Below are 23,493 nucleotides of genomic sequence, written 5' to 3'. Positions count from 1 at the left end.
GCCTTGCAAAGGTGCAATGTCCTGGCGGTTGCGTAAGCAGACGCCCGCCGGAGAGGCGCAAGCGCAGCTGCAGCCGTTGCGACGCTGGAGCTTGGCCCATTACAATGAAGGAAGTTGCGGGCAAAGACAGCAGCGCTGGCGCCGGATGAGGACAGCACCGCCATGCCTTTGCGCGGTTCAGCTCCGGAACGAACGCGCCGTAACCTTTGAGAAGGCATATTCTCAAAGGTAATCTGCCCCAGACCATTTCGGCGGGAGGGGGGCGGCGGCCTCTGGACGGACGCAGCCCCCGCCGGTTGCGGGCGGAGGGGCTGGCGCGGGCTCTGGGTGTTGGCGAAAGGCGGCGAACAGGGCCGCAGCCTGAACCGCAGTCAGGGCCGGATGGAGCGGGCCACGAAGTCCAGCACTTCCTGATAGAGATCCGGTGCGGCGTAAGGCGTAAGCACGCGGGTACGGTTGGCCCCCACCATGAGCGAAATGATGACCTGCGCGGTGGCGTGGCTGTCTACCGAAACAATGCTGCCGTCGGCCACGCCCTTGGCGATGACCCGTTCCAGCTCCTGGTGCACCTGAGAGAACATGGAATCCATGATGTCCCGGTCCGTCTTGGTTTTCATATCGCTGTAAGGAGAACATCGCACCAGCACGAGCCAGCTGGAATCCGGGTCTATGGAAAAATCAAGATAGGCCTTGCAGAAGCGCAGCGCGGCGTCAAAGCCGTTGTGTCCCTGGGCCGTGGCTTCGCGCAGCTTGACGAGAAAGTGTTCCAGCACGTCCAGTCCGGAGGCGAGAAAGAGCTTTTCTTTGTTGCCGTAGTGGTGGGTCAGAAGGCCCAGGGCTACGCCCGCCCGTTCGGAGATTTTTTTGAAAGTGGTTTCCACATAGCCATATTCGCCGAACAGTTCTTTGGCCGCCTGGAGCAGAGCTTCTTTCTTGTTTTTTTGCGTCATGGTCGTGGGCGTTGGTTGTTGGAACAGTCAATGGGGATGCGCGTTAAAAAACATATAACCTTTGGCGTAGCCCTTCGCAAAGGTCTATACAGGTCTTTTCCGGCGCATAAACTTGCCGCTGCAAACGTTGCGGACCTGATCTGCCGTGGGCGCTGCAGGTCCGGCCGTTTGTCGGCGGCGTCTGCGTCGCAGGTTCAGCCCGCGCCGCCGTCAACACATTGCATTATGTGCACTATCCTGGCAAGAAGTCATACCAGTACAAAAAGGTGAAGTCAAGGCGAATGCTTCAGGTGTGTCGCAGGCGCGGGCTTGCTCAGGCATTGATGCCGTCCGTGCGCTGCCACTGCCGCAGGTGTTCGTCAATATAGCGGCAGATGGCGGCGTGTTCTTCTTTGCCCGGACCGCTGATCTGCAGCGGAGGGGCAAAGCTGAAGCGTACGGGCAACCCCGGCCGGACCGGTCCAAGCTCCTTGATTTTTTTGCCCGTTCCCCAGGCGTCGGTCTTGAGCGCCAGGGGCACTACGGGCACGGCGGCTTTTTTGGCCAGTTTGATGCCGATGCTGTTGAACTGCTGGGGGGCAAAAATGCTGGAGCGGGTATGCTGGGGAAAAACAATGATAGAAATGCCCTTGCGCAGGCGCTCCAGGCCGCCTTCCAATACGGCCTTGAGGTCTTCGCGCGGGTTGGTGCGGCCCACCACAATGGGGTCGCGCGAACGCATTACCGGACCGAAAAAGGGCATGGTGGTGAGGCTTTGCTTGACCACAAAGGTCACGGGGCGGCGCGGCCGGATAATGCCGGGCAGCATAAAGGTTTCCAGCGTGCTCATGTGGTTGGCCACAAACAGGCAGGGGCCGTCCACGGCGTCAATGGCCTCCATGCCCTGAACCTCCACCGGGCAGCCCAGGCGCTCCATGAGGTCCGCTACCCAGACGCTGGCGTAGACCCAGGCCGCGTCATCGCACAGGCCGCGGGCGGCGCGGCGGCACAGCCAGCGCACCGGGCCCAGGAACAGGCGGCTGTAAAAACTGAGGGAAGGCAGCATGCGGCTGAACAGGCCCGTGCGCAGATCTGGGCTGCGGTAGGCGTTGCCGGTAAGGAATTTGGCGCAGAGCGCCCCGTCCTCAAAGGGATTCATGATTGCGGATCCGTTTTTTTGCTCTGGCGAAGCAGCCTGCGCCACCATTGGCTCAGGCGCGGTTCTTCGCCGTTGTCGCGGGGCTGGTAAAAACGCCGCCCCGCCAGTTCGGGCGGCAGGTAGTCCTGCGGCACCCAGGATTCGGGAACATTGTGAGGGTATTTGTATTCCTTGCCGTACCCCCAGTCTTTTTGCAGCTGGGTGGAAGGGTTGCGCAGATGCAGGGGCACAGCCCGCGCGCCGTTGAGCTTTACCTCGCGCGCGGCATTGAGGTAGGCCGCGTAACTGGAATTGCTTTTGCGGGCCAGGGCCAGGTAGGTGACGGTTTCCGCCAGGGGGATGAAGCCTTCGGGCATGCCCACAAATTCCACGGCCTGCTGGCAGGCCACAGCCAGGGAGAGGGCGGCGGGGTCGGCCAGGCCCACATCTTCGGAAGCGGAAAGGATGAGCCTGCGGCAGACAAAGCGCGGGTCTTCTCCCCCTTCCAGCAGGCAGGCCAGGTAGTAGAGGGCCGCGTCCACGTCGCTGCCCCGGATGGATTTGATCAGCGCCGAGGCCAGCTCATAGTGGCTGTCGCCGTCCTTGTCATGGCGTTGCAGAATTTCGGGCAAAGCGGCCCTGACCTGCTCCAGTTCGCGGCGGTCTTCCGGCAGGACGGCCACATATTCCACCAGATTGAGCAGGGTGCGGGCGTCGCCGTGGGCTACGCCCGCCAGCAGGTCAGCCACGGGTTCGGCCAGTTCCAGGCCCAGATCCTTGGCTCCGCGCCGGGCCAGCTCCAGCATTTCCGCATGGCCCAAGGGGCGCAGGCGCAGCACATGCAGCCGCGAAAGCAACTGCCGGGTGACGCTGAAAGATGGATTTTCTGTAGTGGTGGCCAGCAGGGTCAGTTCGCCCGACTCCACCAAGGGCAGAAAAAAGTCCTGTTGCGCCTTGGAAAAACGATGCAGTTCGTCCAGCACCAGCACCTCCACGCCCGTAAGGGCGCGGCGCAAATGCTGCAAGCCGGCCTCGGGCGCGCTGAGGCGCAGGTACTTTTTCCCCGTGCCTTTGGCCAGCAGCAGGGCCAGGGTAGACTTGCCGCAGCCCGGCGGGCCGAAAAAGAGCAGACTGGGCAGGCGCTTGGCCTGCATGAGCGAACGCAGCCGCTCTCCCAGATGGCTTTGGCCCAAAAAAAGGTTCAGGTCGTCGGGGCGCAAACGTTCCGGTAAGGGCTGTTGTACGCTCACGCGGGGCTGCCTCCCCCGGCGTCCGGGCCGCCGGGCAGTTGCGCGGCCCACCAGTGCAGGCCCAGGCAGAGGGTGGCCGCCGTTTCGCAGCGCAGCACGCGGCCGCCCAGACTTACGGCCGTAAAGCCCGCTGTGCGCAGGGCCGCAAGCTCCCGCTCTGAAAAGCCGCCTTCAGGCCCGATGACATAGACGGTGAGGCCAGGGCGTCCGGCCAGGTCGGGGGTGAGCATGGGCACGCCGTCCTGCATTTCCCAGGGCAGAATGCGGTAGTCGGCCGTTGCCGCCAGGCTGACGAGCTGGTCCACACCGCCGGTGAGGGCGCGCACATCGGGCAGCCAGGCGTTGCCGCTTTGTTTGGCCCCGGCCACCATCTGCCCCCGGCAGGTTTCCCGCGCGGCGGCGGGCAGTCGGCCCTGGCTGTGGTCGCCCTGCCACAGCCACACGCCGTGAGCGCCCAGCTCCACGGCCTTTTCCATAAAAAAGCCACGCCGCACAGCCTTGCTGAAGGCCAGGGCCATGACGGCCAAAGCCTTGGGCCGGGGCAGCGTTTCTTCTTCCAAGCGTTCCAGGCGGGCGGATTTTTTGTTCACCGCGCGCAGTACAAAGCGCCCCCGGCGGCCCTGACCGTCCAGCAAACCGACTTCGCAGCCGGGCGTCAGGCGCAGCACCTGCGCCAGGTGACGTGCTTCCTGCCCTTCCAGGCAGACGCCGGGCCCCCAGGCTTCCGGGGGCAGATAAAAGAAAGGTCCGTTCATGTGACAGCTGTATCCTTGCCCCCACGCGCCCGCCGCACAGCCTTGAAGCCGTCCTGCAGCGCCACGAGCCGGCCGTAGTTTTTGCGTATTTCCTGACCGGCTGGGGTCAGGGAGTCTTCAGGCGGCTCGAGGTAGGTGCGTTGCAGGTAGCGGTCGCCGAGGATGCGTTCCAAGCAGTTGATGATGTCGTCCACCAGGGCGGGAAAAAAGTTGACTATTTCAAACTGGAGTTCATTGAGCAAAGCCACGGCCTCGCGCAGGGCCTGTCGGTAGGTGAGGCGGCCGCCCTTGTGGCTGCGTCGGCAGATGTCCTCCAGGATGCGCACCCGGCGAGCCTGCTGGATGTAGCTGAAGCGGGTGCGCACCTCCTGATAAAGTTCGCGCAGGTTTTCAAAGACCTCGTCGTTGTCCGGCGAGTAGAGGTAGCTGGAAAGCACCTTGCTCACGTTGGAGAAAAATTCGTCGCTGTAGCTGATCATGCGGCGTTGGTGCTTGGTCAGCCAGCTGTAGAGGAATTTGAGGCGTTTTTCATGGGTGTCGGTATTTTCTACCACTTCGGTACGTTTGTAAATGATGCGTCCCGAGTATTCGCCCCGCACGATGTCGTTGAGGCGCAGAAACATGTTGGAAGTGTCCTTGATGATGTTGAGCCCGCGCAGGGGTTCGCCCGTGAGCGGGTGCAGCACTTCCTGAGCAATGACCGAGAGGGCGCGGTCCTGGCGCACGTTGCTGGAATCAAAGCTGTGCTGGCGGTAGGTTATGCGCAGGATGACCACGCGCCGGGGCTTGTCAAGAAAAAAGCCGTCGCGGTCAATGACTTCCAGGGCCTCTTCCTGGTCCTGATCCACGGCCACCAGGGCGATTTTTTCCAACCGGGGGTAGCGCGTGTTTTCGCCTCCGGCAAAGTAGGTGGTGAGAGTGCGGTCGGTCTGGCCCAGCACGCGGAGCAGAAAACGCTCGCCCATTTTGTGCAGTTTGCGGGCGAACAGGGCGCTGGAGGTGCGTCGTTCCGAAACAATGGGAAAGCCGTAGAGCTCCATAAGATACTGGTACACGAACATGCGGTTGCGTTCGTACATGTCGTTGTCGCCGTAGGCAAACTTGCCGATGCGGATGCCAAAGCGCTTAAGTTCGCTGTCGATATCGGAAGGAAAGGAGGCAAAGATGCCCGCCAGGTGAAAGGTGTTGTCCGCGCCCCAGGCCAGCACATGGGCCCTGTCCATGCTCAGCAGATAGGGCATGAGGGCAGGGTAGGTTTCCAGCAGCGCCGTGTCGGCGGAACGGAACTGCTGGCGGAACACGTCCTGGTGGCGGCGCGGCAGGCGCGAGGCCAGGGTCAGCAGGTTTTGTTCCATGACCTGGTTTTCCAGCGGGCAGCAGGCGCCTTCGCCTTCAATGATCACCGGGTGAAGTTTGTCGAACTGAAAAATTTCGGAAAAATAGTCCAGCTGCCGGGCAAAGGCCACCAGCGCAAAGCCCGGCAGCTCTTTGTATTCAAACATATCGTTGTCAAAGGAGGGCAGGAGCTCCCGGCTTTCAACCAGAGGGTAATTCTTGTTTTCCTGGTAGGGTTTGACCAGGCAGAAGCGGATGTGCACCGCGTCCAGAAACTGCTTGAGTTCAGGCAGTCCGCTGACGGCGACCGGGGCGGCAAGTTCGGCGGCGTCCTGCCAGGGCAGGCCGTTTTTGCTGAAAATTTCTTGCCATTTAATCATCCGCACGCCCCATCAGAGATTTTTTTGTCTATTTAGCTTTTTTTCAGAGATATTTCCAGAGGTAAAACCGGGATAATCCGCGCCTGCGCAAATTCGGGCGTGGGCCGGGGCCGCCGCGAGGACCGACGCGAGGCGCAAAAGCAGTTGCGGGCTTGGGCCCGCTTTGCTACAAGAAATGCGTTCCCTTACGCCGCCGTAGGCGCGGCCGCACCATCAACCCCACCCGCCATGACCTCCAATTCTCTTGAAAGACATATACTAAGCATTGTTTGCAGCGTGTTCGACGCCTACTCGGTGGTGCTGTTTCTGCCCGAAGAAGAAGGCGAGGCCCACCGCCTTACCGCCTTTTTCAGTCTGGGGGACAAAATCGCCGCCAATGCCACAGTGCTGCCGGGCAAAGGACTGGTGGGCTGGATAGTCCGCAACCGTCAGCCCCTGCTGGTGCCCAATTTTGACCAGCGGCAGAGCAACCTTGGCTACTATGCCAGCGGGGAGGAAGGCAGCATCAAGGCCTTTATGGGCTGCCCCGTGCCCACGGGCGGCGCTCTCTGCGTGGACAGCAAGCGGCAGTATTCCTTTTCGGACAAGGACCACAAAATTCTGCAGATGTTTGCAGAGCTCATCGCCCGCCAGCAGGGCAGCCGCGGCCGTCAGGAGCTTGCCGGAGATATTCCGCGGTATTTCGCAGACTTGGGCGTCATTCAAGACCTGCGCTTCCGCTACAAGCGCTGGCCGCAGTTTCTGCACAACTACCTGCGCATCATGGTGGAGGCCACGGGCTTTGACTACTGCGCTTTTGCCTCAGTGGACCAGCCGGGCGAAACGTACTGTGTGGAAAGCGAATCGGCCCGGCTGCTGCTCACCGGTGAGGAGCCGCTCATTCTGCCCATGGGCAGCGGCATTACAGGCTGGGTTTTCCGCAACGACCAGCCCGTGGTGGCCGAAGGCGTGGAAGGCGCGCCGTCGGCCGTATTGTTCGGCAAACTGCCGGACATGCCGGATTTTCAGGCCGCCATGTGTATGCCCGTGATGGTCAATAAAAGCACCAGGGGCGTGCTCTGCCTCGCTCATACCACGCCCCGGCCCATAGACGAATCCATGCGCAGCTTTGTGCGCCAGGCTGTGGACCATCTGGCCCTGTTTCTGGAAAACCTGTATCTTAAAGTGCGCCTGCGCACCATGCTGCCCAGGGCCAGGGTGCACAGCGACGGGCCGCAGGTCTATGACCCGGATACGGCCCCCATGCCCGGAAGCAGCAAAGAATACTGAATATGTTCAGGCGACTGTTCCGCTTTCTTGCCAAAGATATCGCCATGGACCTGGGCACGGCCAACACCCTGCTCTATACCCGCGCCCAAGGCATTGTCATCAACGAGCCTTCCGTGGTGGCCATCGACACCCACAAGAATGCCGTGCTGGCTGTGGGCGCGGCCGCCAAAGACTATCTGGGCCGCACCCCCCAGCGCATCCGCGCCGTGCGCCCCATGAAGGACGGCGTCATCGCCGATTTCGACGTCACCCGCGAAATGATCGCCTACTTTGTGCGCAAGGCCATTACGGGGCTCAGGCTGGTCAAACCTTCCATGGTCATCTGCATCCCTTCGGGCATCACCCAGGTGGAGAAGCGCGCGGTCATTGATTCGGCCTTGCTGGCCGGCGCTGCGGACGTGGCTATGGTGGAGGAGCCTATGGCCGCCGCCATTGGCGCGGATCTGCCCGTGCACGAACCCCTGGGCAACCTGGTGCTGGACATCGGCGGCGGCACCAGCGAGGTGGCGGTCATTACCCTGGCGGGCATTGCTAACGCCCAGTCCGTGCGGGTGGCGGGCGACGCCATGAACATGGCCGTGCAGCGCTATCTGCGCGACGTCTTTCGGATGGAAGTGGGCGAAAACACGGCGGAGAACGTCAAAAAGATTCTGGGCTCGGCCCTGCCGCAGCCCAATGCCCCCGTGCTGGAGGTTTCCGGCAAGGATCTGGTCTGCGGCGCGCCCCGCGTGGTGCAGATCACCGAAGGGCACATCCGTGAGGCCCTGCGCGAGCCTGTGCAGGCCATTCTGGGCGCGGTGCTGCGCGCTCTTGAAAAAACCCCGCCGGAACTGGCGGCGGACATCTACCGCAACGGCATGCTCATGGCCGGGGGAGGCTCTTTACTTAAGGGACTGGACCAGTACATTGCCCAGGAAACGCGGCTCAAGGTCTTTGTGGACAAAGACCCCCTGACCACGGTGCTGCGCGGCACGGCCCGCGCCATGCTGGACCGGCAGGCTTACCACGCCGTTTTCATCAACTGAAAGGATAGTGCAGCATGAAGGCTTGGACGTCCCTGTGGCGGGACTGCGTGGAAATTGTGCGCCAAAGCGGCGGCATTGTGCGCGAACACTGGTCCAGGCCCAGCGAGGTGCGCCACAAGGGCCGCATTGATCTGGTCACCCAGACGGACCTGGCCGTGGAGGCTTTTCTTAAGGAGCGTCTGGGGGCATTATTGCCCGAAGCCGCCTTTCTGGCGGAGGAGAGCAGCCGTGCGGACGCCGAGCCCACGGGGCTGTGCTGGATCATCGACCCCGTGGACGGCACCACCAATTTTGTGCACCGCATCCCGCAGGTGGGCACCTCCGTAGCTCTGTGGCATGAAGGGCGGGCAGAGCTGGGCGTGGTCAACGTGCCCATGCTGGACCAGTGCTTTTACGCGGCGCGCGGTGAAGGGGCCTTTTGCAACGAGGCGCCCATTGCCGTGAGCCGGGCGGCCACCCTTGCCGACGCCCTGGTGGGCACGGGTTTCCCGTACGATTTTACAGACCGGCTTGACCGTGTGCTGGACCGTCTGCAGCTGGCGCTGCCCCGCACCCAGGGGCTGCGCCGCATGGGGGCGGCCTCGGTGGATCTGGCCTATGTGGCCTGCGGCAAGCTGGATATTTTTTATGAAGAGGGCCTCAAGCCCTGGGATTTTGCCGCCGGCGTCCTGCTGGTGGAAGAGGCGGGCGGACGGGTCAGCAACCTGACCGGCGCGCCCCTGCGTTTTGGGCAGACCGTGCTGGCCAGCAACGGCCTGCTCCACGCGCAGGCCGTGGATCTGCTGGGCCCCACCAGCGTGGATTGACAACCCGGCGACGCGGTTCAGCGCGGACGCACGTATCCGGCCTGCACAGCCCCGCGCAACAGTGGGGTGAGCAGCTCGCCGAAGTGCGCGGCCATGCCCCGCAGTTCGTCGTAGTCCGCCAGAAGGTGGCGCTCGGCGTCTTTGCCCCTGGCCAGTGCCTGGGAGAGCGGCAGCCGCGCTTCAAAAAAAGCTACAAAGGCGTTGCGGCTTTCCGTGCAGGGCGCAGCCATGCCCAAGGGCAGTACGCGGCAGGCGGGGTCCAGCCCGTCTGCACGCAGCAGGTCGCGGGCGCAGTCCTCAAAGGCCTGCCCGGCAGGCACCCGCGCGTAGGCCGAAAAGCCCCAGCCCAGTTCCGGCCAAAAGGTCAGCAAGGCGCGGCTGTTTTTATCCCGCAGCAGCAGGGCCACGGCCCGGTGGGGCAGGCCCTGGCGCAGCACGCTGGCCGCGTGCAGCAGGCAGACGGGGGTATTGCTTTTGTCCACCACCTCCAGCAGGAGGCGGCTGGGCGAGTGCTGGAAGGCGTAGGGGGAGGATATGCTTACACGGCCTGCGGGCGACATTGGTCCTGTCCTTAAATGTCTGAACGCCGACCATGCAACGGCCTTGGCCACGCTGGAACGGCGCTGTTTTTCCCTGCCCTGGTCCGAAGAGCAGTGCCGCGCAGCCTTTGCCCAACGGGCCTTTGCGGCCCTGGGCCTCTGGACGGGGCGGACGCTCTGCGGCTACATTTCCGTATACCACACGGCGGACGAACTGGAAATACTCAATCTGGCCGTGAGCCCGGATCTGCGGCGGCGCGGGCTGGGGCGGCGGCTGCTGCGGACGGCCTTGCGGCTTGCCGCCAAAGGGGGTATTATGAAGGTTCTGCTGGAAGTGCGCGCCGGCAATGCGCCCGCGGTTTCCCTGTACGAAAGCTGCGGCTTTCAGCGCGTGGGGCTGCGCAAAGGCTATTATGTGGACACCGGCGAAGATGCGCATGTGTACGCATTGTCTTTGCTCCCCGCAGCGCTCCAACCCAAGAGGACAGCATGAGAACCATCATCGCGGCCAACTGGAAAATGTTTAAAACCCGTGCGGACGCGGCAAGCTGTGCCGTGGACCTGGCGCGCGGGCTGGAAGGCGGGCTGCCCGCCGGGCGCGAGGTGCTGATTTTCCCTCCGTACACGGCTCTGACTGTGGTAGCGGAGGCTGTGGCCAAGACCCCCGGCCTGGCCGTGGGCGGGCAGAACGTCTATCCTGAGTCCGAAGGGGCTTTTACCGGCGAGATTTCTCCGGCCATGCTGCGGGACGCCGGCGCTTCCTGGGTGCTGGCCGGCCACTCGGAGCGCCGCAGCCTGTTTTGCGAAGACCCGGCCTTTGTGGCCCGCAAGACGGTCTTTGCGCTGGAGCAGGGCCTTAACGTCATGCTCTGCGTGGGCGAAACCCTGACGCAGCGCGAAGCCGGGCATCTTGAGGCCGTACTGGAGGCGCAGCTTGCGCCCGTGTGCGCTGCCCTGCCGCCCGCTCTGACCGGTGAAGCCCTGGCCCGGCGCCTGGCCGTAGCCTACGAACCCGTGTGGGCCATCGGCACAGGCAAGGTGGCGGGCCCGCCGGAGGTGCAGGAAGCCCATGCCGTAACGCGCGCCCTTCTGCATCGCGCCTTGGGCGATGCGGCCGTGCAGCTGCCCATTTTGTACGGCGGCAGCGTCAAGCCTGCCAACGCTGCAACCCTGCTGGGCCTTGACAATGTGGACGGCCTTCTGGTAGGGGGTGCCTCTTTGGAGGCGCAGAGTTTTTTGCAAATCGTTTTCTGCTGACGTTGCCGGCCCCGGCCGGGAACGTTGACTCGCGGCCCCTTGCCGTCGCGCGCCTTTTTGTCACGCCAATCCGCTTTGGAGGAATCTGTGCAGACTCTTATCCTGACGCTGCATATTATTGTCTGCGTACTGTTGGTCATTCTTATTCTGCTTCAGGCGGGCAAGGAAGGCATGGGCGTCATTTTCGGCGGGGGCAACAGCTCGGTCTTCGGCAGCGGCGGCGCGGGCGGCATCCTGGCCAAGCTCACCACGCTTATGGCCGTTATTTTTGTGATCACTTCTCTGAGCTACACCTATGTGACCAGCTCCCGTCCCAGTTCGGAATCTACCATCCTGAACGTGAAGATTGAGGATACCGCCGCTCCGGCCAAGTCGGCCGCGCCCGTTCAGACCCCCGCTGTTCCGGCCCAGAAAGCCGTACCGGCGGCCCCGGACAAGAGCGCCGCACCCGCCACAGAGCCGTCGACCCCGCCTGTGGCCCCGCAGGGCGCGCCCGCCGCGTCCGGTCAGGCAGCCCCGGCCGCGGGAGCTTCCGGCAAATAGTTTTTCGCCGCGCGGAGCGTGGGGCGGCGCTTGCGTCGGCCCTGCCGCAAACGTATGCTTACGGCCGTGGGGCAAGCCCTGCGGCCGTATCTTTTTGGGGGGACCGCATTCGGCGCGCCCAGTGAGGAGAGTGTCATGGCCGATCAGGAAGAAAGTTTCGGCGAAAATCCGTTTCGTCGCCTCAAGGTCGGGGATTTTCCGCAGCGTAAGGACGCGGCGCGCGCGGAGGTCAATATGCGGTCCACGCACATGCGCCGACGGCCCGCAGGCCCGGCAGACGCTTCTACGGCTGCTCCCGCAGCGTCCCCTGAAGACGCGCGGGACGCGGAGCTTTTTTTGCGGGCCATGAGCCGGGTACACCCCACGCGGCGCAGCAGGAAACCTGAAGGCTTTACCCTGACCGAGCGGCAGGCTTTGCCCGGCAGCGCCGGCGCAAAAACGCAGGAGCGCGCGCGTCAGAGAGCGTCCGCGGCGGACCGGGCCCCGGCCACCGCCACACCCTGTGGCGCAGGCCTTGCACTACCGAGATCGGGTTCAGCAATGGTCGGAGAGGCGCAACCCGCTGCCCGGCCGGGGCAGGGTGCGGCCGCAGACGACGAAGCCGCCGCTTTTCTGCAGGCCGTGCGCGAGGCCACGCCCCTGGTCGGCAAGGGGCGTGCCGTGGCTCCCGCTCCCGCGCCGGGCACGCCGCCGGCCCAGGGTGAGCTGAGCCTGCAGGATTTTATGGACGGCAAGCTGGAGTTTGCCCTCTCGTTTACCGACGAATACCTTGAAGGCTATGTGGTGGGCCTGGACCCGCTGATCCTCAACAAGCTGCGGGCTGGTTCCCTGAGCCCGGAAGCCCATATGGACCTGCACGGGCTGACTGTAGAGCAGGCCTTTGAAGCCCTGCGGGGCTTTTTGCGCGGCAGTTGGTACAAGGGCCTGCGAACCGTGCTGGTGGTGCCGGGGCGGGGCCGCAATTCGCCCGATGGTCAGGGCGTGCTGCGCGGCAAGCTGCAGACCTGGCTGACTCAGGAGCCTTTCAAGCGGGTAGTGCTGGCCTTCTGCACGGCGCAGCCCCATGACGGCGGTCCGGGCAGCGTTTATGTGCTGTTGCGCAAATACCGCAAAAAGGGCCGGGTTTACTGGGAGCGCCTGCCCGCCGACGCAGACCTTTATCGCGACTTCTGACCGTTGCAGGGTGTGTAGGGCGTTCTGTCGGAATCCATGCGCACGGGCCTGCAAAACCCGCGTTTCCTGCCCGGATATGGCGTCGGAGATACGCTGACGCGGCGTAAGAGTGCGGCAATCCCGCCAACGGCGAGCGTCGGCGTTCTTTGGGAGCACTGCCGCACCCTGTGCCGACGCGGTGTGGCGGCCCCATGCCGGACAGGTATCCTTTGTTTGTCAACTCCGTCCTCTTGACAAAAATGCAACAATATATCATTGCATTTTTGCGCGCTGTTCCGGATCCTGCGGCGGCGCGCGGTATGTCTGTACAACAGGCCGGTTGCGCTCGGGCATTGCAACCTTGAAATGCCCTGGCGGTTGCGCAAGCAGCCGCCTGCCGTGGAGGCAAAAGCGCAAGTTACTTGCGCGGTTAAGCGCCGGGACGAGCGTCCGTAACCTTTGAGAATACATATCCTCAGAGGCAATATGTTCTAAGGGAACACGTTCTAAGGATTGGTGAGCCATGAGCGGTAGGACAAAAACCCCCGCCGGATCCGACGGACTGCGGGAAGTGCGCGGCGTGCGGCTGACCCTTCTGCGGCAGCGGGTGCTGACGGTGCTGGAAGAGGCGGGCGAGCCGGTAAAGGCTTACGCCATTCTGGAGGCGTTGCGACAACCGGCGGCCCGGCCCATTCCCCCGGCCAGCGTCTATCGGGCGCTGGATTTTTTGCAGCAGCACGGTCTGGCCCACAAGCTGGAAACGCTCAACGCCTTTGTGGCCTGTACGCGCGCCTGTGCGGGCCCAAGCACGCCCGTGTTTTTGCTGGTCTGCGACCGTTGTCGCCAGAGTCGCGAAGTGCGCAACCCTGCCTTGTACACGACTATTGATCGGGCACTGCGCGGCGAAGGTTTTGCGCTGGGCGGGGGAACCATAGAAATCAGAGGGCGTTGCGCAGCCTGCGCCGACGCCGACCTGCAGGAAAGTCTTGATGCGGACAACAACAAATAGTTGTGCGGCCTTGGCCGCGCCTTTTTCTCCCTTGAGCTGGTCAGTCTGGCGCAGGCTGGCCGTGGCGGCGGCGCTGTGCGCGTTGCTCTGGGGCGTGGTCTGGTGGGCCTTATGAGCCGACAGCCCCGCCCCATCAGCGTTTGCGATCTTTCTTTGTCCTACAGTCGGCATCCCGCCGTGCGGCATTTGTGCTGCCATTTTGCGCCCGGCAGTCTTACGGCTGTGGTGGGGCCCAACGGCGCGGGAAAATCCACGTTGCTCAAGGCCCTGGCGGGCCTGTTGCCGCCCAGAGGGGGGCGCATCGACCTGGGCGGGCAGAGCGTCAGAGACCTGGCCTATCTGCCCCAGCAAGCCGCCATTGACCGCTCTTTTCCCATTACTGTGCAGGACATGGTCTCCTTGGGGCACTGGCCGCGCGTGGGGGCTTGGGGCGCGCTGGGCCGGGCACAGTGGCAGGCCGTGCAGGCCGCGCTGGCGGCTTTGGATCTGGCGGATTTCGGCGCGCGGCCCATCAGCGCCCTTTCCGTGGGGCAGTTCCAGCGCGTGCAGTTTGCGCGTCTGCTGCTGCAGGACGCGCCCGTGATCTTGCTGGATGAGCCCTTCACCGCTCTGGACGCGCGCACCACCGATGATCTGCTGGCTTTGGTGCGGCGCTGGCACATTGAAGGGCGCACCGTAGTGGCGGTGATCCACGATCTGGAGCAGGTGCGGGCGCACTTTCCGCAGAGCCTGCTTTTTGCCCGTGACCCCATTGCCTTTGGCCCCACGGCGCAGGTGCTTACGTCGGGCAATCTGGCCCGGGCGCGGGATCTTTCCGCCCGCTGGGACGGCCCGCTGGAGGAGCAGAACAGCCCGGCGGCGCATGGGGCGGAGGGGGGAGCGGCATGACCACGTTGTGGACGTTGCTTTGTCAGCCCTTTGCGGAATTTGCCTTCATGCGCCACGCCCTGGCGGCCATCCTGGCCCTGGCTCTGGGCTGCGGCCCGGTGGGCACCTTTCTGGTACTGCGGCGCATGAGCCTTATGGGCGACGCCCTGTCCCACGCCGTACTGCCGGGGGTGGCGGCGGGCTTTTTGCTCTGCGGGCTTTCGCTCACGGCCATGACTGTGGGCGGTTTTCTGGCCGGGCTGGGCGTGGTGGTGGCGGCGGGCTTGGTTTCGCGCTACACCCCCCTGCGCGAGGACGCCAGCCTGGCGGCCCTGTATCTGATTTCCCTGGCTTTGGGGGTGCTGTTGGTTTCGCTGCGGGGCAACAGTATGGACCTCATGCACGTCTTGTTCGGTTCCATCCTGGCCGTGGACGACGCCTCCCTGTTGCTGGTGGCCGGCGTAGCCAGCGTGAGTCTGCTGACCTTGGCCTTGATCTACCGCCCCTTGGTGGTGGAATGCTTTGACCCCGGTTTTCTCCGCTCCGTGGGGGGCGGGGGCCCTTGGGTGCACACCTTGTTCATGGCCCTGGTGGCCCTCAACCTGGTGGGCGGCTTTCGCGCTCTGGGCACGCTTATGGCCGTGGGGCTGCTGGTGCTGCCTGCTACGGCGGCCCGCTTCTGGGCCGGGCAGGTCTGGTCCCAGGCTCTTGTGGCTACGGGCATTGCCATGTTTTCTGGCTACCTGGGGCTGCTGTGCTCGTACTACTGGAACCTGCCGTCCGGCCCGGCCATTGTGCTCACCGCCGGGGCCTGTCATTGCGTTTCTTTGTTTGTGGGGCCGCGGCAGGGGCTGGTCTTCCTGCGGCGGCGCGCTCGCGGCGCGCAAGGGCAATAACCCCGGCTGTGCCGGGCATCTGGAGGTAGATTTATGCGACGGTTTGGAATGGGTGTTTGCGCTCTTGTTTTCGCATTTGTTTTTGGTTTTGCGCTGCCGGGCGCACAAAACGCTCTGGCCGCGCCGCTCAAGGTGGTGACCAGCTTTTCCATCTTGGGCGACATGGTTAAAAATGTGGGCGGCGACCTGGTGCGCGTGACCACCTTGGTGGGCCCCGATGCGGATACCCACGTTTATCAGCCCAGCCCCGCCGACGCCAAGGCCGTGGCCCAGGCCGACTTGGTGGTGGTCAACGGCCTGCACCTGGAGGGCTGGATGGACCGGCTGGTGCAGACTTCCGGCTACAAGGGCGTGGTGGTGACCGCCAGCAAGGGCGTGCGCACCCGCACTATGGTGGATGAAGAAGAAGGCGGCAAAAAGGTGACGGATCCCCACGCCTGGCAGAGCCTGGACAACGGGCGCATCTATGTGCGGAATATTGCTGACGGCCTGGCCGCGGCGGACCCGGCCCACGCCGCCGCATACCGCAAAAACGCCGGGATGTATCTGGGCAGGATCGGCGAGACCGAAGGCTGGGTCCGCAAGATGTTGGGCAGCGTGCCCAAGGCGGAGCGCAAAATTATTACTTCGCACGATGCCTTCGGCTATTTCGGCGATGCCTATGGTCTGACCCTGCTTTCGCCGCAGGGCCTTTCCACCGAAGCAGAGGCTTCTGCCCGCGACGTGGGCGCGCTCATCCGGCAGATCAAGGCGGAAGGCATCAAAGCCCTGTTTGTGGAAAACATGACCGACCCGCGTCTGGTGGAGAACATCGCCAAAGAAACCGGAGCCAAGCCCGGCGGCGAACTGTACGCTGACGCCCTTTCTGGACCGGAGGGGCCCGCGCCCACGTATCTGGACATGTTTCGGCACAACGTCACGGTTCTGGTAAAGGCCCTGCGCCCGTAACAATCGCGCTCGCGCCAAAAGAGGCGGCAACTACAGAAAAGGGTTGGGGCAAAAGCCTCAACCCTTTTCGCTATCTCTTCGTTATAGAAAATTCCCCTGCATTGGCCCCGTTTCCTTCGACGCTCTCCTGTCGGGGACAGCACTATTTAGAGCAGTTAGCGAATGAAATGAGCTAACTGCTCTGCAAGGATTTTCTTGAAAATCCTTGCCACGAAATGCGAGAAGGCAGGCTTTTGCCTGCCGTAAGCGAGCATTTCAAGTGTTAAATGCTCTAGCCGAAGGCATGTCCGGCAGTAAGGGGGCTCGCAGCCTTCACTCCGGTCAGCGGCAAAGCCCGCCTTCTGTCCAATGGTTCCAGCAGCAGGTTCGTCGCCTCTGTCTTGTCCTCAAAAAAGATGGCGTCCTCTTGTCGCCTCTGGGCAATGATGGGAATTTTGCGCACGTTGTGCAGCTCCAAGAGGGTCTGGGTGGAGTGGACTGGCGCGGCGTGGCCAACCTCATGCTGCCGGATAAAACGTGTAGGTTGGGTGGGCGTTCAATCAAAGCAACAGTTGTGCAAAAATGAACAAGTACAGTGTATATTGTGCAAAAAAGAACGTATTGAATGGTAAAAAAATTAAAAATTACAACAGAACAAATGCGTTTGAAGGCTTGCAAAGGTATTTCGTGTGCGGTATATTCCTTTTCAAGGATTTCAAAACTTCTTTAAGAAGTCCTTTGTGATGGCAAATGCACTGCATAACTAAAGGAGTCACGTATGAGCACGGATCTTAAAAGCATGCATATGGGGCAGATCACTTCTTTCTTCATCCCCAATGTTACGCTTGTGGGCGAGGGATGTTCTAAAGAGATTCCCGCCCGTCTGAAGAGCATCGGTGGCAAAAAACCTCTGGTCGTTACTGACCAGGGCATTGTCAAAGCCGGTATTCTCAAGCAGATTACGGATATCCTTGATGCCGCCAAGATGAAGTATGCGGTTTATGACAAAACCGTGCCCAACCCCACGGATAAAAACGTGGCTGAAGCCTTTGGCATGTACACTGCCGAAAAGTGCGACAGCCTCATTACCCTTGGCGGCGGCAGCTCCCATGACTGCGGCAAGGGCGTGGGCTTTTTGGCCGGCAACGGCGGGCGCATCCACGACTACGAAGGCGTGGACAAATCCACCAAGCCCTTCCCGCCCTATGTGGCCGTGAACACCACGGCCGGTACTGCTTCGGAAATGACCCGCTTCTGCATCATCACCGACACTTCCCGTAAGGTGAAGATGGCCATTGTGGATTGGCGTTGCACCCCCAGCGTGGCCATTGACGACCCCATCCTCATGATGGGCATGCCCCCGGCCCTGACCGCCGCCACCGGCATGGACGCCCTGACCCACGCCGTGGAGGCCTATGTGTCCACGGCCGCTACGCCCATGACTGACGCCTGCGCCGAAAAGGCCATGGAATACATTAACCGCTACCTGCGCCGGGCTGTGGCCAACGGCCGCGACAAAGAAGCCCGCGAAGGCATGTGCTACGCCCAGTATCTGGCCGGTATGGCCTTCAACAACGCGAGCCTGGGCCACGTGCACGCCATGGCCCACCAGCTGGGCGGCTTTTATGACCTGCCCCACGGCGAGTGCAATGCCATCCTGCTGCCCCATGTGTGCGAATACAACCGTATTTCCAGCCGTCGCCGCTTTGGCCGCATCGCTCAGCTGCTGGGTGAGCTCACCCAGGGCCTGAGCGCTGACGAGGCCTCCCGCAAGGCCATTGCCGCCATCAACATCCTGTCCAAAGATGTGGGCATTCCGGAAGGCCTCGTTGCTCTGGGCAAAAAGTACGGCAAGAACGTGCGTGAGGAAGACATCCCCACCATGACCGCCAATGCGCAGAAGGACGCCTGCGGGCTTACCAACCCCCGCACCATGACGGACGCCGCTGTGGCCGCCATCTACAAGGCCGCTCTGTAATCATCTTTTAAAGACAAAAACATACGACCTCTTGGGCGCAAGGCTCAGGAGGTCGTATGTTTTTATATGCCGGGATATTCCCGCTACGGCCCTGCACTGCAGCTTTCGCGGTCGTTATCTGGCATCTCCCCCGCTGTGCGGAGGCTTTTGTCGGCTGGGCGTTTGCTGAAGGGGCAATGGCGCGGTGCAGCGGGCAAAGGCAAAATCTGCTGGGGTGTGCCCGCGGCCGCGCCATATGCCCTGCAGGTTTTCTTAGAACATGCTGTTTCCGTTGGCCGACTGTTCCAGAACATCCTGAATGACGTCCCAGTGTTCCACAATCTTGCCGTCTTTGACGCGGAAGATGTCAAGCACCGCCTGTCCTCTGTCTGTGGCTGTATTGGTGGAATGCACATGCAGCCAGACCAGATCGCCGGACGTGGCCGTGCGCACTATACGCGCCTTTGATTGGGGCGTTCCTTTAAAAAATTTGGTGAAGTAGTCCACAAACGGTTTTTTCCCGTCCGGTACGTCGGGATTGTGCTGGATATAGTCTTCACTGATGACTTCTGCGGCGTGCGCCACGTCATGTTTGTTAAAAAACTGGTCATAGAACTGCACGACCAGTTTGCGGTTGGCTTCTTCTGCGGACAGGTTGCGCTGTTCCTGTGCCATGGCCTGCACGGCCAACGGCAGGCTTATGACCGCCATAAGTGCTGCCAATGCGAGAGGGCGAACCATTAAAGCTCCTTTATTTTACAGTGTTGGCTGTTATCTCTGTCGGTTGAGCCATTGCGGCGGGCGCGGCAGAGTTGTTTTCATGGTTTCCATTTGATACATGGTCCATATTCTGGACAAAGCATAGGCGAATTGTGGACGCGTGCAAGGAGTCGCAAAAAAATTATCAGGTCAGACAACAGTGACCAAGGTAGGGGAAGAAAGATGAAAGAGAACGCGCCGCAGCGTGCCGAGGCGGTTTTTGCGCAGCCTTGTCCCATCCGCGATGTGCTCGACCGTATTGGCGATCAATGGAGCCTGCTTGTGCTGGAAGCCCTGGACGGCAAGACGTTGCGGTTTAGTGCACTGTTGCGCGAACTGGACGACATTTCAAAACAGATGCTGGCAAAAACGCTCAGAAATTTGGAGCAGGATGGGTATTTGCTGCGCACGGTATATCCGGAGGTGCCGCCACGTGTGGAATATCAACTGACGGAATTGGGCAAATCCTTTTTGACGCCCATGAAGGTGCTGGTGCACTGGGCCGCCGCCAACCATGCCGCCATTTGCGACGCGCGTGCTGTATATGAAAAGCGGGCCGTTACTGCCACGCAAGGGGCACTGCCCCTGTGACATGCAAATCGGGGCCTGGCGACGCTTGGAAGTGCATAAAAGAAGTTAGAGCGGTATTGACCGCTCTGGAGATTTTATGATTGATCCGCAGGTCTGGATGCCGGAGGCCGTATCCGCCCTGCGGCGGCGCTTTGGCGCACATGTGTTGTTTGTTGGATTGCAGGGCAGCTATGAACGTGGCGATGCCGTTGAAGAGAGCGACATAGATATCCTGACAGTCCTAGACCGACTGGACCTGGAAACGCTGGCGGCGTATCGGGCGACCTTGCGGCGGCTTCCCGAAGGCGAAAAGGCCGGTGGTTTTACCTGTGACCGGGATACGCTCCGGGCTTGGCCGGCTCTGGAGTTGTTTCAGTTTGCGCGGGATACCACGGCATATTATGGCGAATTGGAAACTTTGCTGCCGCCAGTGGGGCTGCAAGACACCATTATGGGGGCTCGGCTCGGCGTCTCCAGTCTTTACCATTGGGCGGTCCACACCGCTTTGCTGTCAGACGGGGCCAGCAAAACCGCCGCCCTGCGGCAGCTGCAGAAAAACTTTTTTTTCGCCTTGCGCATCGTGGTCTATCTGCGGGGCGGGGAGTACGCGCACAGTTGGGAGGCGTTGTGCGCCCTGTTAACTGGCGACGCCGCTGTTATGCTGCGGTGGTGCATGGACACTATGGCCGTGCCTTTGCCGTGGGACGCGGCTGCAGACGCCTTTTGCCGATTTGTTTTGTATTGGGCCGCTGCGACCCTTCAGGATTTGGACAGACGGGTTTGACCCCTTGCACGGGGGGCACTTCACAGGGGCGCAAGGCCGCGCGGCCCGCCAAAACGGCAGCGGACCGCGGGGGGGGGCTCACGCGGTCCGCTCGTCTGGTTCTTATGTCCCGGCCAGCCCTGAGGCCGGGCCGGGCCGCAAGGTTTAGGGCAGTTCAACTTCAAAATACCCTGGCGGTTGCGGAAGCAGATGCCCGCCGTGGAGGCGCAAGCGCAATGTATTTGCGCGGTTAAGCGCCGGAACGAGCGTGCCGTAACCTTTGCGAACACATATTTTCAAAGGTAATCTGCCTTAGAGCAGTTAGCGAATGAAATGAGCTAACTGCCCTGCAAGGATTTTCTTGAAAATCCTTGCCACGAAATGCGAGAAGGCAGGCTTTTGCCTGCCGTAAGCGAGCATTTCAAGTGTTAAATGCTCTAGACCTGCGCTTCCAGAAATGTCCGGTAGGCCTGGGTGGTGGCGTAGATATCCGCGCAGCTGGCCAGTTCAAAGGGGCTGTGCATGGACAGGATGGCCGGGCCCAGGTCAATGACGCGCATGCCGTAGGCCGCCAGGAACAGGGCCACCGTGCCGCCGCCGCCATGGTCCACCTTGCCGAGCTCCGCCGCCTGCCAGGGGATGCCCTTGCTGTTGTACAGGCCGCGCAGGGCGGCAAAGTATTCGGCATCGGCCTCGCTGGCTCCGTATTTGCCGCGCGAACCCGTAAATTTGCAGAAGGTGGGGCCGTAGCCCAGAAGAGCGGCGTTCTGTTTTTCGTGCACGTCCTGGTAATCGGGGTCCAGAGCGCCGGCCACATCGGCCGAAAGGGCGCGGGTTTCCAGAAATACGCGCGAGGCTGGCAGGTCCTGCCCCCAGGCGCGGGCCAAGTCTTCCACGCAGTACTGGAAGAAGCGCGAGGAAGCGCCGGTGGCCCCGTCCGAGCCGATTTCTTCCTTATCCCAGAACATGACGGCCATGCTTCGGCCCGTGGGCGCGGCTTCCAGCAAGGCTTCAAGAGCCGTGAACACGCAAATGCGGTCGTCCTGGCCGTAAGCGCCCACCAGAGCCTTGTCAAAGCCCACAAAGCGTGCGGGACCGGCGGGCACTGCCTGCAGCTCGGCGGTCACAAAATCTTCTTCGGTAATGCCGTATTTTTTGTGCAGCAGTTCCAGCAGCAGGGCCTTGACGGGTTCTTTGGGCGTGTCTTCCTTTTCCTTGCCTTTTGCGGTTTTGGGGGCAGGCTTGGGGCTGTGGCCCAGAATGACGTTGAGTTTCTCTCCTTCAAAAGCCTCGCTGACGGGTTGGGCCGACTGCTTCTGCGCCAGGTGGGGCAGCAGGTCTGCAATACAGAACACGGGTTCGCCGGGTTTTTCGCCAATGGTCACGGGCAGAACCGTGCCGTCCTCGCGCACGACCACCCCGTGCAGGGCCAGAGGGCGCGCCAGCCACTGGTATTTGCGGATGCCGCCGTAGTAGTGAGTTTTAGCCTGGGCCACGCCGGCCTGTTCCACCAGGGGGCGCTGCTTGAAATCCAGGCGCGGGCTGTCCGCATGGGCGGCTACCAGGTTCAGGCCCTTTTCCAGCGGCAGAGCGCCGCGCCGGGCCGCAAAAACGGCCTTGCCGCGCAGGGGCCGCACAACCTTGTCGCCCGTGGCGGCGTAGCCCTGCGCCTTCAGGCGCTCGCAGACATAGGCCACGGTTTCGCGTTCGGTTTTGCAACGGGAAAGAAAGTCCACATAGCGGGCGGCCAGGGCGTCCATGTCCTTGCGGGCTGCGGCGTCGGCGTTGTCCCAGGCGCTTTTGGGGGTGTAAGCAAAGGGTGTGTCCATGCATCTTCCTTTTGCGGCTTGTACTGCCGCATTCTTCGTTCAACCGGTCTGAATGGCGGACGTGCCGGAGCGTCGCGCCACGGCACGCCGTCTTTTTCTTAGATAAGTCCGTCAGCGCAGAGGGCCAGCCCCTCGCGTAAGGTGCGCAGCAGCGCGGGGTGTTGATGCGGGTCCAGGGTGCGCGGATCCAGGCAGAAGGCGTCGCCCTCCAGGCGGCCGATGAGGGGCGGGTCTGTGCGCAGCAGGGCGCGCTTGAGGGTCGTGGCGCTGCCTTTGGCCGGGGTCAGACAGACCAAGGTAGTGGGCAGGTCGTACTGGGGGAAGGCCCCACCCCCCACGCGCGAAACGTCCCGGCGTAGACTTACGCTGCAGAGCGGCCCCGTCGCATCGCGCAGGCCGCGCCGCAGTTTGGCCGCCAGAACGCCGGCGGCGCGGGACAAGGCTTGCGGTGGGCAGGTGATCATGCGCAGGGTGGGGATCTGCCGGAGGGCCGTTTCCGGCTCCAGATAGAGGCGCAAGGTAGCCTCCAGCGCTGCCAGGCAGAGCTTGTCGCAGCGTAGGGCACGGGTGAGGGGGTTGCGCTTGAGGGCCGCCACCAGGTCCGCCCGCCCCACGATGACGCCGGCCTGCGGGCCGCCCAGCACCTTGTCGCCGGAGAAGGTGGCCAGATCCGCCCCCTGCGCCACCACGGCGGGCACTGTGGGTTCGTTGGGCAGGCCGCAAGGCGAAAAATCCGTAAAGCTCCCGCTGCCCAGGTCTTCGATCAGGGGCAGGCCGCGTTCGTGGGCCAGGGCCGCCAGTTCCGCCAGTGGTACGGCAGAGTGGAAGCCCACAATGCGGTAGTTGGAGGTGTGCACGCGCATGAGGGCGCGGGTTTCTCCCGTAATGGCGGCGGCATAGTCCCGCAGGTGGGTGCGGTTGGTGGCCCCCACTTCGCGCAGGCGCGCGCCGCTTTTTTCCATCACTTCCGGGATGCGGAAGCTGCCGCCGATCTCTACCAACTCCCCGCGCGAAACAATGACCTCGCCGCCTTTGCAGCAGGTATCCAGCACCAGCAGTACGGCTGCGGCATTATTGTTGACCACAAGTGCGGCTTCGGCTCCGGTGAGGCGACAGAGCAGGTCTTCCACCAGGCTGTGGCGGCTGCCGCGGCCGCCGGTTGCAAGGTCCAGCTCCAGGCTGCAGTAGCCGGCGGCGGCTTGCCGTACGGCCTCCTGCGCTGCCGTCGCCAGTACGGAGCGGCCCATATTGGTGTGCACCACCACGCCCGTGGCGTTGAGCACGGGGCGCAGCCGGGGCAGCAGTGCGCGGCGCACATGGGCGAGCAGGGCCGACAGGTTTGCGTCCAGGGCAAGGTCCGCAGGGCGGGTTACACGGCCTTGACGGATGTCCTCACGGAGTGCGTCCCAAAACTCTGTCACGGCCGTGCGCAACAAGGGGCGCGGGGCCGCTTCCAGTGTGGGATCAACATCCAGCAGGGCGTTGAGGCTGGCGTCCACGGCGGGAATGGCGCGAAACAGGTCAGACATGGCAAGTCC

24 protein-coding genes are annotated in these 23,493 nt (G+C 62.6%); 14 read left to right on the top strand and 10 right to left on the bottom strand.

The window, feature by feature from the left end; all coding sequences use genetic code 11:
* Positions 1-371 precede the first annotated feature (371 nt).
* The 5 genes from J7I12_RS04245 to J7I12_RS04225 all read right to left on the bottom strand — a co-directional run bounded on the left by J7I12_RS04245 (position 372) and on the right by J7I12_RS04225 (position 5,787).
* Positions 372-950 carry a TetR/AcrR family transcriptional regulator gene (locus J7I12_RS04245; RefSeq protein ID WP_118230023.1) on the bottom strand — a complete coding sequence of 193 codons (579 nt, stop codon included), beginning with the start codon at positions 948-950 and terminating at the stop codon, positions 372-374.
* 313 nt (positions 951-1,263) lie between these two features.
* Positions 1,264-2,088, bottom strand: coding sequence for a lysophospholipid acyltransferase family protein (locus J7I12_RS04240; RefSeq protein WP_118230022.1), 825 nt, complete (start codon positions 2,086-2,088; stop codon positions 1,264-1,266).
* Positions 2,085-3,317: a replication-associated recombination protein A gene (locus J7I12_RS04235; protein WP_118230021.1), complete on the bottom strand. Its 1,233-nt coding sequence runs from the start codon at positions 3,315-3,317 to the stop codon at positions 2,085-2,087. Before J7I12_RS04235 ends, J7I12_RS04240 begins: the two co-directional genes overlap by 4 nt.
* On the bottom strand, positions 3,314-4,072 hold the full coding sequence (locus J7I12_RS04230; RefSeq protein ID WP_208360959.1) for a 16S rRNA (uracil(1498)-N(3))-methyltransferase: 759 nt from the start codon (positions 4,070-4,072) through the stop codon (positions 3,314-3,316). Before J7I12_RS04230 ends, J7I12_RS04235 begins: the two co-directional genes overlap by 4 nt.
* Positions 4,069-5,787, bottom strand: a complete 1,719-nt coding sequence (locus J7I12_RS04225; protein ID WP_208360958.1) for a hypothetical protein — start codon at positions 5,785-5,787, stop codon at positions 4,069-4,071. The genes J7I12_RS04230 and J7I12_RS04225 overlap by 4 nt, the downstream gene beginning before the upstream one ends.
* 276 nt (positions 5,788-6,063) lie before the next feature.
* On the opposite strand from J7I12_RS04225, the gene J7I12_RS04220 reads away from it, so the two are divergent.
* The 3 genes from J7I12_RS04220 to J7I12_RS04210 are packed head-to-tail and all read left to right on the top strand — an operon-like array spanning position 6,064 to position 8,887.
* Positions 6,064-7,056 carry a GAF domain-containing protein gene (locus J7I12_RS04220; protein WP_236031553.1) on the top strand — a complete coding sequence of 331 codons (993 nt, stop codon included), beginning with the start codon at positions 6,064-6,066 and terminating at the stop codon, positions 7,054-7,056.
* A 2-nt stretch (positions 7,057-7,058) separates the two neighbouring features.
* Complete coding sequence (locus tag J7I12_RS04215; RefSeq protein ID WP_118230017.1) at positions 7,059-8,081, top strand: rod shape-determining protein; 1,023 nt, start codon at positions 7,059-7,061, stop codon at positions 8,079-8,081.
* A gap of 14 nt (positions 8,082-8,095) precedes the next feature.
* Positions 8,096-8,887 carry an inositol monophosphatase family protein gene (locus J7I12_RS04210; RefSeq protein WP_208360957.1) on the top strand — a complete coding sequence of 264 codons (792 nt, stop codon included), beginning with the start codon at positions 8,096-8,098 and terminating at the stop codon, positions 8,885-8,887.
* 17 nt (positions 8,888-8,904) lie between these two features.
* On the opposite strand, the gene J7I12_RS04205 is transcribed toward J7I12_RS04210, so the two are convergent.
* The gene (locus J7I12_RS04205) at positions 8,905-9,447 is read right to left on the bottom strand and encodes an NUDIX hydrolase (RefSeq protein WP_118230015.1); all 543 of its coding nucleotides are present in this window, start codon (positions 9,445-9,447) and stop codon (positions 8,905-8,907) included.
* Between J7I12_RS04205 and rimI the strand changes: the two genes are divergently transcribed.
* The 8 genes from rimI (at position 9,422) to J7I12_RS04165 (ending at position 16,098) form a co-directional block, all read left to right on the top strand.
* Positions 9,422-9,919: a ribosomal protein S18-alanine N-acetyltransferase gene (rimI, locus tag J7I12_RS04200; protein WP_118230045.1), complete on the top strand. Its 498-nt coding sequence runs from the start codon at positions 9,422-9,424 to the stop codon at positions 9,917-9,919. The two genes, J7I12_RS04205 and rimI, sit on opposite strands and share 26 nt — an antisense overlap.
* Positions 9,916-10,683 (top strand): triose-phosphate isomerase, encoded by a 768-nt coding sequence (tpiA, locus tag J7I12_RS04195; protein WP_118230014.1) that lies wholly within the window; start codon positions 9,916-9,918, stop codon positions 10,681-10,683. Before rimI ends, tpiA begins: the two co-directional genes overlap by 4 nt.
* Before the next feature lie 87 nt (positions 10,684-10,770).
* Entirely contained in the window at positions 10,771-11,226 is a 456-nt protein-coding gene (gene secG / locus J7I12_RS04190) for a preprotein translocase subunit SecG (protein WP_118230013.1), read from the top strand.
* Between the two features lie 135 nt (positions 11,227-11,361).
* Positions 11,362-12,399 (top strand): Smr/MutS family protein, encoded by a 1,038-nt coding sequence (locus J7I12_RS04185; protein ID WP_208360956.1) that lies wholly within the window; start codon positions 11,362-11,364, stop codon positions 12,397-12,399.
* Positions 12,400-12,901: 502 nt separating this feature from the next.
* A complete protein-coding gene (locus J7I12_RS04180; protein WP_130957831.1) occupies positions 12,902-13,387 on the top strand; it encodes a Fur family transcriptional regulator in 486 nt (161 codons plus the stop codon).
* A gap of 75 nt (positions 13,388-13,462) precedes the next feature.
* The gene (locus tag J7I12_RS04175; RefSeq protein ID WP_242621178.1) at positions 13,463-14,275 is read left to right on the top strand and encodes a metal ABC transporter ATP-binding protein; all 813 of its coding nucleotides are present in this window, start codon (positions 13,463-13,465) and stop codon (positions 14,273-14,275) included.
* Entirely contained in the window at positions 14,272-15,150 is an 879-nt protein-coding gene (locus J7I12_RS04170) for a metal ABC transporter permease (protein WP_208360954.1), read from the top strand. Before J7I12_RS04175 ends, J7I12_RS04170 begins: the two co-directional genes overlap by 4 nt.
* Positions 15,151-15,183: 33 nt before the next feature.
* A complete protein-coding gene (locus J7I12_RS04165; protein WP_118230009.1) occupies positions 15,184-16,098 on the top strand; it encodes a metal ABC transporter substrate-binding protein in 915 nt (304 codons plus the stop codon).
* A gap of 271 nt (positions 16,099-16,369) precedes the next feature.
* Here J7I12_RS04165 and J7I12_RS04160 read toward each other — a convergent pair whose 3' ends face one another.
* On the bottom strand, positions 16,370-16,540 hold the full coding sequence (locus J7I12_RS04160; protein WP_165450881.1) for a hypothetical protein: 171 nt from the start codon (positions 16,538-16,540) through the stop codon (positions 16,370-16,372).
* Positions 16,541-16,855: 315 nt separating this feature from the next.
* On the opposite strand from J7I12_RS04160, the gene J7I12_RS04155 reads away from it, so the two are divergent.
* Entirely contained in the window at positions 16,856-18,055 is a 1,200-nt protein-coding gene (locus J7I12_RS04155) for an iron-containing alcohol dehydrogenase (RefSeq protein ID WP_118230007.1), read from the top strand.
* Between the two features lie 252 nt (positions 18,056-18,307).
* On the opposite strand, the gene J7I12_RS04150 is transcribed toward J7I12_RS04155, so the two are convergent.
* A complete protein-coding gene (locus tag J7I12_RS04150) occupies positions 18,308-18,775 on the bottom strand; it encodes a nuclear transport factor 2 family protein (protein ID WP_118230006.1) in 468 nt (155 codons plus the stop codon).
* A gap of 201 nt (positions 18,776-18,976) precedes the next feature.
* Between J7I12_RS04150 and J7I12_RS04145 the strand changes: the two genes are divergently transcribed.
* Together J7I12_RS04145 and J7I12_RS04140 are read left to right on the top strand one after the other, a co-directional pair.
* The gene (locus tag J7I12_RS04145; RefSeq protein ID WP_118230005.1) at positions 18,977-19,384 is read left to right on the top strand and encodes a winged helix-turn-helix transcriptional regulator; all 408 of its coding nucleotides are present in this window, start codon (positions 18,977-18,979) and stop codon (positions 19,382-19,384) included.
* A 76-nt stretch (positions 19,385-19,460) separates the two neighbouring features.
* Positions 19,461-20,147 (top strand): nucleotidyltransferase domain-containing protein, encoded by a 687-nt coding sequence (locus J7I12_RS04140; protein ID WP_118230004.1) that lies wholly within the window; start codon positions 19,461-19,463, stop codon positions 20,145-20,147.
* A 416-nt stretch (positions 20,148-20,563) separates the two neighbouring features.
* On the opposite strand, the gene J7I12_RS04135 is transcribed toward J7I12_RS04140, so the two are convergent.
* Both J7I12_RS04135 and selA read right to left on the bottom strand, forming a co-directional pair.
* Positions 20,564-21,955 (bottom strand): aminopeptidase, encoded by a 1,392-nt coding sequence (locus J7I12_RS04135; protein WP_208360952.1) that lies wholly within the window; start codon positions 21,953-21,955, stop codon positions 20,564-20,566.
* A 98-nt stretch (positions 21,956-22,053) separates the two neighbouring features.
* The gene (selA, locus tag J7I12_RS04130; RefSeq protein ID WP_118230002.1) at positions 22,054-23,484 is read right to left on the bottom strand and encodes an L-seryl-tRNA(Sec) selenium transferase; all 1,431 of its coding nucleotides are present in this window, start codon (positions 23,482-23,484) and stop codon (positions 22,054-22,056) included.
* Between the last annotated feature and the right edge of the window lie 9 nt (positions 23,485-23,493).

Origin of the sequence: Desulfovibrio diazotrophicus (assembly GCF_902498985.2) — a bacterium.
Classification (GTDB): Bacteria; Desulfobacterota; Desulfovibrionia; order Desulfovibrionales; family Desulfovibrionaceae; genus Desulfovibrio; species Desulfovibrio legallii.
The sequence above is the reverse complement of the archived record's forward strand: the minus strand, read 5'-3'. Positions and strand labels throughout refer to the sequence as shown.

Excerpts from the sequence above, each read along its gene's own strand:
- J7I12_RS04245 (WP_118230023.1), bottom strand. The coding sequence starts at position 950 with ATGACGCAAAAAAACAAGAAAGAAGCTCTGCTCCAGGCGGCCAAAGAA.
- J7I12_RS04240 (WP_118230022.1), bottom strand. The coding sequence starts at position 2,088 with ATGAATCCCTTTGAGGACGGGGCGCTCTGCGCCAAATTCCTTACCGGC.
- J7I12_RS04230 (WP_208360959.1), bottom strand. The coding sequence starts at position 4,072 with ATGAACGGACCTTTCTTTTATCTGCCCCCGGAAGCCTGGGGGCCCGGC.
- J7I12_RS04225 (WP_208360958.1), bottom strand. The coding sequence starts at position 5,787 with ATGATTAAATGGCAAGAAATTTTCAGCAAAAACGGCCTGCCCTGGCAG.
- J7I12_RS04215 (WP_118230017.1), top strand. The coding sequence starts at position 7,059 with ATGTTCAGGCGACTGTTCCGCTTTCTTGCCAAAGATATCGCCATGGAC.
- J7I12_RS04210 (WP_208360957.1), top strand. The coding sequence starts at position 8,096 with ATGAAGGCTTGGACGTCCCTGTGGCGGGACTGCGTGGAAATTGTGCGC.
- rimI (WP_118230045.1), top strand. The coding sequence starts at position 9,422 with ATGCTTACACGGCCTGCGGGCGACATTGGTCCTGTCCTTAAATGTCTG.
- J7I12_RS04205 (WP_118230015.1), bottom strand. The coding sequence starts at position 9,447 with ATGTCGCCCGCAGGCCGTGTAAGCATATCCTCCCCCTACGCCTTCCAG.
- tpiA (WP_118230014.1), top strand. The coding sequence starts at position 9,916 with ATGAGAACCATCATCGCGGCCAACTGGAAAATGTTTAAAACCCGTGCG.
- J7I12_RS04185 (WP_208360956.1), top strand. The coding sequence starts at position 11,362 with ATGGCCGATCAGGAAGAAAGTTTCGGCGAAAATCCGTTTCGTCGCCTC.
- J7I12_RS04180 (WP_130957831.1), top strand. The coding sequence starts at position 12,902 with ATGAGCGGTAGGACAAAAACCCCCGCCGGATCCGACGGACTGCGGGAA.
- J7I12_RS04170 (WP_208360954.1), top strand. The coding sequence starts at position 14,272 with ATGACCACGTTGTGGACGTTGCTTTGTCAGCCCTTTGCGGAATTTGCC.
- J7I12_RS04165 (WP_118230009.1), top strand. The coding sequence starts at position 15,184 with ATGCGACGGTTTGGAATGGGTGTTTGCGCTCTTGTTTTCGCATTTGTT.
- J7I12_RS04155 (WP_118230007.1), top strand. The coding sequence starts at position 16,856 with ATGAGCACGGATCTTAAAAGCATGCATATGGGGCAGATCACTTCTTTC.
- J7I12_RS04150 (WP_118230006.1), bottom strand. The coding sequence starts at position 18,775 with ATGGTTCGCCCTCTCGCATTGGCAGCACTTATGGCGGTCATAAGCCTG.
- J7I12_RS04145 (WP_118230005.1), top strand. The coding sequence starts at position 18,977 with ATGAAAGAGAACGCGCCGCAGCGTGCCGAGGCGGTTTTTGCGCAGCCT.
- J7I12_RS04140 (WP_118230004.1), top strand. The coding sequence starts at position 19,461 with ATGATTGATCCGCAGGTCTGGATGCCGGAGGCCGTATCCGCCCTGCGG.
- J7I12_RS04135 (WP_208360952.1), bottom strand. The coding sequence starts at position 21,955 with ATGGACACACCCTTTGCTTACACCCCCAAAAGCGCCTGGGACAACGCC.
- selA (WP_118230002.1), bottom strand. The coding sequence starts at position 23,484 with ATGTCTGACCTGTTTCGCGCCATTCCCGCCGTGGACGCCAGCCTCAAC.